Origin of the sequence: Tepidimonas sp. (assembly GCF_036824975.1) — a bacterium.
In the GTDB taxonomy this organism is placed as follows: Bacteria; Pseudomonadota; Gammaproteobacteria; order Burkholderiales; family Burkholderiaceae_C; genus Tepidimonas.
In genome coordinates, this window is the sequence record NZ_DAISZC010000089.1 from 1 (window position 1) to 7,391 (window position 7,391).

General features: G+C 70.2%; 9 protein-coding genes. 1 reads left to right on the top strand and 8 read right to left on the bottom strand.

Annotated features, from left to right (window positions below; all coding sequences use genetic code 11):
• From V7Z54_RS09115 to V7Z54_RS09130, 4 genes are all read right to left on the bottom strand, one after another.
• Nucleotides 1-226, bottom strand: a 226-nt coding sequence (locus V7Z54_RS09115; protein ID WP_019561740.1) for a hypothetical protein, incomplete at its 3' end; no start/stop codon positions are given.
• 10 nt (nt 227-236) lie between these two features.
• Nucleotides 237-1,148: a Mu-like prophage major head subunit gpT family protein gene (locus V7Z54_RS09120; RefSeq protein ID WP_334136013.1), complete on the bottom strand. Its 912-nt coding sequence runs from the start codon at nt 1,146-1,148 to the stop codon at nt 237-239.
• Between the two features lie 6 nt (nt 1,149-1,154).
• The gene (locus V7Z54_RS09125) at nt 1,155-1,406 is read right to left on the bottom strand and encodes a hypothetical protein (protein ID WP_019561738.1); all 252 of its coding nucleotides are present in this window, start codon (nt 1,404-1,406) and stop codon (nt 1,155-1,157) included.
• Nucleotides 1,399-2,370 (bottom strand): phage protease, encoded by a 972-nt coding sequence (locus V7Z54_RS09130; protein ID WP_334136014.1) that lies wholly within the window; start codon nt 2,368-2,370, stop codon nt 1,399-1,401. Before V7Z54_RS09130 ends, V7Z54_RS09125 begins: the two co-directional genes overlap by 8 nt.
• Nucleotides 2,371-2,613: 243 nt before the next feature.
• Here V7Z54_RS09130 and V7Z54_RS09135 point away from each other — a divergent pair, with 243 nt between their 5' ends.
• The gene (locus V7Z54_RS09135) at nt 2,614-3,498 is read left to right on the top strand and encodes a hypothetical protein (protein ID WP_334136015.1); all 885 of its coding nucleotides are present in this window, start codon (nt 2,614-2,616) and stop codon (nt 3,496-3,498) included.
• Here the strand turns inward: V7Z54_RS09135 and V7Z54_RS09140 are convergent.
• From V7Z54_RS09140 to V7Z54_RS09155, 4 genes are all read right to left on the bottom strand, one after another.
• Nucleotides 3,495-3,935, bottom strand: a complete 441-nt coding sequence (locus tag V7Z54_RS09140; RefSeq protein ID WP_334136017.1) for a phage virion morphogenesis protein — start codon at nt 3,933-3,935, stop codon at nt 3,495-3,497. The genes V7Z54_RS09135 and V7Z54_RS09140 overlap by 4 nt on opposite strands.
• A 323-nt stretch (nt 3,936-4,258) precedes the next feature.
• Nucleotides 4,259-5,593 carry a phage head morphogenesis protein gene (locus V7Z54_RS09145; protein WP_334136018.1) on the bottom strand — a complete coding sequence of 445 codons (1,335 nt, stop codon included), beginning with the start codon at nt 5,591-5,593 and terminating at the stop codon, nt 4,259-4,261.
• The gene (locus V7Z54_RS09150; RefSeq protein ID WP_334136019.1) at nt 5,571-5,768 is read right to left on the bottom strand and encodes a hypothetical protein; all 198 of its coding nucleotides are present in this window, start codon (nt 5,766-5,768) and stop codon (nt 5,571-5,573) included. Before V7Z54_RS09150 ends, V7Z54_RS09145 begins: the two co-directional genes overlap by 23 nt.
• Nucleotides 5,761-7,391: phage portal protein family protein (locus tag V7Z54_RS09155; protein ID WP_334136021.1), on the bottom strand; the 1,631-nt coding region annotated here is incomplete at its 5' end. The genes V7Z54_RS09150 and V7Z54_RS09155, both read right to left, overlap by 8 nt.

Here is a 7,391-nt window from a genome sequence, read left to right on the forward strand (position 1 = left end):
AACCCTCCTGCCGCTGCACCGCCAGGTGCGGGTCGGCCAGCAACACCTCGGCCTCCTCGGGCGAGGCGGCCACCTCCTGCGGCGCACCGCGCGCGAACAGGCGGCCCGCCCGGTGGTAGCGCGGCGTCGGGTGGCTGGCCTTGAGCGTCACCACCAGGTACACCACACCCGCCACCGGGGCGGCGGCCTCAGGCGCGTCAGCAGCGCGGGGTTTTTTGGCGGCCATCGCTTTAGCCTCACAGCAGATGCGGCGTGACGATGACTTCGGCCGTGCCGTACCACGGGTTGGTCGCCCCGCCGGTGGTGAGCTGGCTGCCCACGATCGCGCGCGCGGCGGCCTCCAGGCTCGGCGGCACCACCAGCAGCGTGGGGCGGATGCCCAGCGGCCGACCGCCGTCGGCCCTCAGACTCATCATCGCCGTGCGCGCGGCGGCGTAGTTCTCGGGCGTCAGCGCCGCCTTGGACTTGTAGGCCATCTGCCAGAAGCCAAAGCCCGCGTTGGCGCGCAGGTCCACGCCGTAGCGGTATTCGTTGCTGGTGAACACCCGCTCGTCGTCGCTCTTGGTCATGGCGACGAACTCGGGGGCCTTGCGCTCCTGGTAGATCAGCGGCTTGATGGCGCGCGAGGCATCCAGCAGATACCAGGGCGTCTCGGTGCCCGCTTGCAGGTTGGACACCAGCGCGGGCGAGCCGGTGCCGTCCACGTTCGGATAGACCGGGTGATCGGTGTCGAAGAAGTTCTGCCCGTCAAAGCACAGCGTGCTCTCGCCCGCCTTGAGCAGGCCGAACACCAGCTCGTCCGGGAAAGCGGCTGCGGCGCGGCCCATCTCGGCCATCAGCGGGCGGTAGACGCCCACCGCGTCGTCCTCGATGTCGGTGCGCTTGACCCCCACCGTGGCTTCCCACGATTTGTTGGTGATCGCATAGCCGTGCGCGGCCATGTCCTTGATCACACGGTCGCCCACCCACTCGCGGAAGGCCGGGAACTGCCCCAGCCAGCCGTAGGTGTTGGACGCCGTGGCCGAAGGCACCACGGTGGCGATTTTCTGATAGACGCTCGCGGCGCGCATCGCCTCGAACGCGTCCTGGTAGTCCTTCTTGAAGCCGGTGTTGAGGGCGCTCAAGAGCGCCGGGGTGATGATGGCCATGTCGGTTTACTCCTCGTTCAGTTGATCGGTGAGGTACAGGCAGCCTTGCGCGGTGATCGCCCAGGCGTAGCCGCGCTGACGCACGTAGCCTGCCTCGGTGAGCACGCCCATGTGGAACTCGGCGTCGGCCACCAGGTCGGCCAGCACGGCCAGCGACACATACGGGTCCATGCGCGGCAGCGGGTTGGCCAGCCGCGCCTCGTACAGCGCAATCAGCAGGCGGCGGCGCGCGGCGCGGTGAGCGGTCAGGTCAGCCACGGAACACCTCCGGCGTCCAGCCCGCGATGCGGCACAGATGCTCGGCCTCGGCGCTCAAGGCGGCGGTCTTGTTCGCATTCGGCGCGACTTCTCCAGACTGCTGGCCGGTGAGCGCCGCCACCGGCTGGGCCACCTCCAGCCAGGCTTTCAGCGCGGCGATCGGCTGCTGGCTCCAGTAGTCCTTTTGCGCGGGCAGGATGCGCCCGTCAGCAAGCCCCGCCTCGATCAGGCGCGCGCGCTCGTCGGCTTCCACACGGGCGGACAGAGCGGCCAGCTCCGCCTGGAGCTTGGCGTGCTCGCTCATCGGCACGGCGGCGGCCTGTACGGCCTCCACCTCTTTCTTCAGGCGCGCGATCTCGGCATCCTTGGCCTTGAGCGCCTCCACGGCAGCGGCGGCCGGGTCGATGGCCGGGTCAGGGTTGCCCAGCGCCTCGCGCAGGGCGGCGATGGAATCAGGCATGGGGGTGTCCTCCGTGAGGGGTTGCAGGTCAGTCAGGCCATCGAGGCCGGGGTGGTTGGTCAGCGCCGCCATCAGCAGCGCCGTGATGCGCCCCGTCTTGGGGTCGAAACGGAACACCGGGGAGATGTAGCGGTACTCCCCGGCGGCGATCATCTGGCGCGCGCGCTCGGTCCAGACCACCTCCTCGGCCCACAGACCCGGCGCGTCGCCCTCCGCGCGCACGCCCACGCGCTGGATCCAGCCGGCCGCCGGGGCGGGCTGGCCGTTGCGCTTGGCCTCTAATATTTGGTGCTCGTAATCGATGGGCAGGTCGCGGTTCAATACCGCGAGGTCGGCGGCGATCTTTTGCGCGTCGTCTGCCGTCAGCACCCAGGCGTCGAGTTTCTCGGGCCGCCCGTCCACCGCGCGAAAAGACCCCAGCGGCAGCAGCCGGAAGGCATCCGGCGCCGCGCTGGGCAAATTGGCGGCCAGCGCCGCCAGGCAGGAGGTCGCGGCAACAGACATGGGCAGGTTCGACATGCCCCGCATCGTCGCCAGCCAGCGCCGCGCCGACCAGCCGGAAAGCGTTCAGCCGGGCATGTTCATGCCCGCCGCGGCCAGCGCAGCCCACCCCCGCCACCCAAAAGCCGCACAGACCCCCCGCTAAAGCCCGCTAAAGTGGGGGTCCGGGCCTGGTCAATGGGATGGTAGCCACCCGCATGAAAAAACGCGCCAGAGGCGGTTTTTGGGCGTGCTACCATTTTTCGCATGAGCTCCGCCCGCCTGACATACGACGGCCCTGCCTTGCAGGCGCACACGATGGACGTGCGGCTGCTGGCTCCGGCGCTGCTGGCCTTCGGCGATCTGGCCGAAGAAGCGGCCCGCGCCCTGTGGGGCGATCAAATCTCGGTCAAGGTTGAGGTCAAGGCCAGCTTCAAGACCGGCAGTTTTGGCATCGACCTCACCGTGGCAGCCGACCTGGCGCAGCAGGTCATGCAGTGGCTGCGCGGCGAGACGGCCACCTCGCTGGTCAACGGGGCGTCCCTGCTGGGAACCATCGGCGGCCTCATCGGCGCGCTCCAGTGGCTTCGTGGCCGCCGCCCGCGTGGCGTGGAGACCACGCCGGACGGCAAGCGGCGGCTCTTGTGCGACGACGGCGACGCGATCACCGTAGAAGAACACACCATCGTGCTGCTGCGGCACCTGCGCGTGCGCGAACACCTGTGGCAGGTGGTCGCCCCCATCGAGCGCGACGGCGTGGACACCGTGGCGCTAGGCACCGATGAGCGCATCGATGCCGTGGTCACGCGCGAGCAAGCCGCCTGGTTCGTGCCGCCCCCGGCCGATGAAACCGTGGTGCACGAGGACGAGCGCACGATGGCCTTTTCCATCGTGAGCCTGTCGTTCAAGGAAGGCAACAAGTGGCGGCTGTCCGACGGCAACGTCACCGCCTTCGTCGAGGTGGCCGATCAGGATTTTCTCTCGCGCGTGGACCGCAACCTGGTGCGTTTTGCCAAGGGCGATCTCATCATCGGCCGCACCCGCATCACGCAGCGCCTGATGCCCGACGGCAACCTGCGCACGGACTACACGCTGCTCTCAGTGCAGGAACACCGCCCCGGCGCGCCGCAGATCGAGCTGCCGCTGGCCTAGCGCCCCCCGGCCAGGTACTCGGCCAGAATGTCCAGGATCGCCCGCTTGTCATCCTCGCCCAGCGCGCCCCGCTCGGGGTCGGCCATGAGCAGCCCGCGCCGCGGCATCCGCTTCGTGCCGAACTCGTGATAGGCCGCGTAGGGCTTGCCAAAGCCCACCGCTACCTCGAAGGGCCCGGCGCGATGGGTGCGCGAGTCGAGCATCTCGCCGGTGCGGTAGAGGATCGAACCGCGCCCGCGCTTGGCGGCTTCGGTGGCCGGGCGCAAGGGTGCCCAGGGGCGGCCGGCCGGGTCGCGCCGGGCCTCGAAGCGGGTGGCGATTCTGGTTTCCATCTCCTGCCCGATGGCGCGCAGGGCCGGGGTCATGTCGGCCACGCGCCGGGCAAGATCGGCGAGCGCCTGCCGGACTTCGCGGTCGTCGATGTCGATGCGGATCATGCGGCCTCCTGCGCTATATTGACCTGGTGCGGAGTGGTGAGCCGCGGAAAGACGGAGGCCACGGGGTCCGACCGATGGTCGCACGATGAGGGAACGTCCGCCCCTCCATCACTCCAGCGTCCCCCACAGCGGGCTATGATCCGCATAGGCAGCGAGCCGTGGAAATTTTCGGAGTCCACGGGCAGGGCGGTTGCACAGACCGCGTTGGATGAGGGGACGTCCGGCCCTCCGCTGCTCCGTCTTGAGTGGCGAGTCGTGGCAAGGGGTGTCCACGAGGTTACGGCCCGCGCCGTAGATCAATGAGGGAGTTTCCCGCCCCTCCGTCACTCAAGACTCCCCCACAACAGGCGCACGCTGCCTTCACGCAGCCGGTTGCGCAGATTGCCGAGCGTGACTCGGTAGGCCGACACCATCGCATTGGTCGTCCGCTTTGGCCTGCCGGTGACGAAATCCACCTGCATGGCCAGTTGCGCCGTCCCATCGCCGCCACCCGGCAGCACCCACAGCGGCTTGCCGGATTTCACGTCCACGAGCAGCGCCCGCGCCTGCCGGAACAACGCGGGCAGCACCCGCCACAGCGCATCCGGGATCACGTCTCCATCGCGCGCATGGCGCGCCGCCTTCGGCCCGCGCAGCAGCCCAGGGCGCACCATCACCTCGGCCGACAGCGGCTCGATGCCGGCTTGCACGAGGTGCGCCAGATCGAGCGGCGAGATCACCCCCAGCCAGCCCAGGCGGTTGCGCTCGCGCCCGGCCAGCACGTCCTCCACCCAGCCCGCCCAGTCGCGCTCGATGAGCGGGGCAAGGTCATCGACCAACCCGGCACCGGTGGCCGCCGCGTAGCGCGCCACCTTGTCGCGCGCGGCGTCAATCAGCCCCCGCCAGCGCGCCGCCGCCTCGCCCACGTTGTAGCCAAAGCCGGGGTCGATGGCGTAGGGCACCTGCCGCACCTCGCCGGTGACGGGGTTTTTCCAGTCCACCAGCGGCTCGTCCGGGGCCTGGCGCTTCAAGCTCGGGTTGCCGTCCACGTCCTTGGCCCGCAGCGCCACAGCGGTGCAGCGGCAGCGCCAGCCGCTAGGCGGGTAGTGCGTCCGCCACCACGGGTCATCCACCGGCAGCGTGACGTTGTGCCATTGGCGGTGGCTTTGCCGAACCCGCTCATCGGCCCGTGTCACATAGCGCAGGAAGGGGTGGCTCGCCTTGGCCGCCTGGACGCGCTCCCAGCGCCCGGCGGCGTAGGCCATGCGGGTGTTGACGTCGTAGATCAGTTGCAGACGGCGGGAGCCGAAGCGGGTTGTCACCTCGCGCCCGTCGGGCGTGCGCACGGTGTTTTGGCCCCACCAGCCCGCGTCCTGGAGCATGGCTTTCACGTCGCGCATAAAGTCGCGCCGGGAGAGGTCGCCCTGCACGCTCGCTTCGATTCTCTGGCGGATTGCCTCCAGCAGATCGGCACGGGTGAGGCGCGAGACGGTGAAGGCCCGCGCATGCTCGTCCTGCCACAACTCGTGCCAGTCGTAGGTCACGCGCACGCGCGCGCGACCTTGGAGATAACGCACCGCCCCCTCGGGCGTGAGGCGGAAGGCGCGGGCGAACTCCTGGGGGCTGGCCGCAGCGAACAGCGGCACATCGCCCGGATCAGCGGCCAGACGCACGGGCATGGGTCAGCTCCCAGGCGTTGCGGCAGGCCGCGTCGCACCAGCGGCGGCCATCGGGCAGCGGCTCCTCGCACCACAGGCAAGCGCCGGTGGCGGCAGGCCCCGCCGGGCGGCGCGCGCGCATCAAGCGTTCCTGCTCGCGTTCCACCTCCAATTGCGCGCGGTCGGCGTCATCCATCCCGCCCCTCCACCCCCGCCACGCGGGCCACGAACTGCGCGCGCGCGAGCTGCCCGGCCAGCCGTTCGGCGGGCAGCTCGGGCAGCGCACGGGTCAGCCGCTCGATCAGCTCGGCGGCGGTCGCGCCGTCGCGCACGGCCTCATCGACGATGGCCTGCATGCGCTCGGCAATCGGCTCGACGAGCGGCTGCCAGTCGGCCAGCGCCTCCTCCACCAGCGCATCGAGCGCGTCCGGCTGCGGTGGCGTGCTCGCATTCTGGGTGACCCTTTGCGCGTCATCCCCCGCCGCCAGCGCCGCCGTCTGCGCCGTCTGCGCCGTCTGCGCGCTCGCAGCCGCTGCCCCCAGCACCGGCTCGTCGCCTTCCGGCGCGGGGATGCCCAGCTTCTCCGCCGCCCAGCGCGCGGGCACCGGAAGGCCGATGGAGACGAGCTTGGGCAGCGCCTCCGCCCAGGTGCTCACGTCCTCCGGCTCGGAGGTGTCGAACACCAACCGCGGGCCGCGCCGGGGGTCGGCGAGGCCAAAGTTCAGCGCCACCACCGGCCAGATCAGGTCGCGCGTGAGCGTGGCGGCCAGTTGTCGCGCATCCGCATCACGGATGTCCTGGCGCACCTGCGCGTGCAGATCGGCCACGCCACTGCCCAGCCCCGTGCTCTTGGCTTCGCTGGAGAGCGTCTGCCCCAGCACGCAGCGGGCGATGGCCTCGTCCGCCCAGGCGATCATCTTCAGGTGCGGCGCGCCGTCGCCGCTGCCCGCGATCTTGTGGATTTCGAGTTGCATCTCCAGCGGCATGATGGCGCGCGCGTCGTGCGCAAGGCTCGCCACCGCCGAGAGCAGCCGCGTCTTGTCCTCCTCGGTGGCCTCGCGGCCGTACTTGCCCACCACGAAGGGCAGGCCGTAGGTCTCCAGGAACTCAGCGAAGTCGCCCACCGCATACGCCTTGTAGACGAAGGGCCACACCAGCGCGCGGTACAGCCCGCCGCGCGCCACGTACCCGGCCTTGGGTCGGCGCGGCTGGTACAGCACCCAGCCAAAGGGGCGCAAGCCCTGCCCGCGGCCCGAATCGTCCAGCAGCGCCAGGCTGCGCCGGTCATCCGACACGCCAAACCACTCGTGCGGGCGCGGGTAGAGGTCGGGCAGCCACGCATCGCCCTGCCGCTGCCAGGCGATTTCCACAGCGGCAAAGCCATGCCCCACGGCGGCCATGAGGTCCACGAGCACATCCTCCAGCGCGTCGATCCCGGCGCGGATGAGTTCTTCGGCGGCTTCGGCGGCTTTTTTCTCCTTGGCATCCGCGCCCGGCGGCGGCTCGATGTGCCAGGGCAGGCGCGCCACCGCCAGCGCGCGCTGCTGCATGGCGGCGGCAATGGTCGCGTCGCGGTCTTCCATGTCGGCAAACAGCCGGTGCTGGGCCGAGAGGTCGCCGTCGTCGGCGGCGGCAAGCCGCTGCGCCACCTCGCGCGGGGTGAGTTTGACCAGCGCCGGGTCGATCCACGGCCGCGCGTGCCGCGCAATCCGCGCGGTCTGCGGCTCTTTCAATTCGGCCTGCCGGATCGGCTGGCCGTAGGCGTCGAGAATCATGTGTAATACCCCGTCACAATCACAGGAGGGCAGCCGTGGATCAG